The sequence below is a fragment of the Amycolatopsis sp. NPDC034160 genome, assembly GCF_055575355.1.
Window position 1 is genome coordinate 1 of the sequence record NZ_JBVISU010000048.1, and the last position, 1,446, is coordinate 1,446.

A 1,446-nucleotide genomic window follows, 5' to 3' on the forward strand; every position below is an offset into this window, starting at 1 on the left:
GGGTGAGCGTCCGTCGTATGACGAGCTTGCTGCGCTTGTGGTGGCGCAGGCGGAGACGATCCGGGTGTTGCGGGCCGAGAATGAGCGGTTGGCCGTGCGGGTGGCGGAGCTGGAGCGGCAGCTGAAGACCACGTCACGGAATTCGTCGAAACCGCCGTCGCAGGACGTGTTTTCCAAGCCTGCGCCGAAATCGTTGCGGCGGAAGACCGGTCGTGGACAAGGGAAACAGCCTGGTGCGCCGGGTGCGAGCCTGGCCTTGGTCGACAACCCCGGCCTTGTTGTCGATCATGTTCCGGTGGCGTGTTCGGGCTGCGGGACGGGACTGTCGCGCCGCCTGGATGTGGGTGTGGTGCGCCGTCAGGTGCATGATCTGCCCGAGATCGTGCCGGTGGTGACCGAGCACCGGCTGCATCAGAAGCGGTGTCGTTGCGGGGTGCTGACCACCGCGGCCGCGCCCGTCGAGGCGGCCGCCCCGGCCTGTTATGGCCCGAACCTGACCGCGCTGGCCGCGTATTTGCTGACGTATCAGCACCTTCCGATCTCCCGGGCCGCTGAACTCCTTGGCGAGGTGACCGGCATGACGGTGTCGACCGGCTGGGTCAGCTCGGTGCTGGGCCGGGTCGCGCCCGGGTTGGAGCCGTTCGTCGACGCAGTCCGGGCCGCGATCGCGGTGGCGCCGGTGGCGCATTTCGACGAGACCGGCATCCGGGTCCTCAGCCGGAATCGGTGGCTGCATTCGGCCAGCACCGCCTGGTTGACCGCATATTTCCTGCATGACAAACGTGGCCGTGAGGCCATCGACGCGTTCGGTGTCCTGGACGGGTTCACCGGCGTCGCGGTGCACGACGGCTATCACTCCTACCGCACTTACGACCTCGTTCACGCGCTGTGCAACGCCCACCACCAGCGGGAACTCCAAGCCGCGGCCGAAACCCACGACGGCCAAACCTGGCCGAATGCCCTCAGCGATGTTCTCGACGAGCTCAACGCCGCCGCACACACCGCCCGCGATCTCGACCTGCCCGACATTCCCGGCGAGGTCCTCATGCCCCTGACCAGCCGCTACGACACCCACGTCCAAGCCGGCCTGGACCTGCACCCCCGCAACCAGCGAGGCCACCCCAAAGGCGGCAGACCCACTCAAACCCAGGCCCGCCGCCTGCTGGAACGACTCCAGAAATACCGCGGTGACGTCCTGCGGTTCGCGTTCGACCTGACCATTCCTTTCACCAACAACCAGGCCGAACGCGACATCCGCATGACCAAAACCCAACTCAAGATCTCCGGCGGATGGCGCACCCACCACGGCGCCACCACCTGGCTCACCGTGCGCTCCTACATCTCCACCATCCGCAAAAACGGCCTCAACACCCTGACCGCACTCCGCGACGCCATCACCGGAAACCCCTGGCTACCAACCAACCCCACAACCACCTGACTAGTAAC

The 1,446-nt window shown here is 66.5% G+C and carries 1 protein-coding gene; it reads left to right on the forward strand.

The window, feature by feature from the left end; genetic code table 11:
* Window positions 1-1,438: IS66 family transposase (tnpC, locus tag ACZ54P_RS40700; protein ID WP_465466966.1), on the forward strand; the 1,438-nt coding region annotated here is incomplete at its 5' end.
* Window positions 1,439-1,446 lie beyond the last annotated feature (8 nt).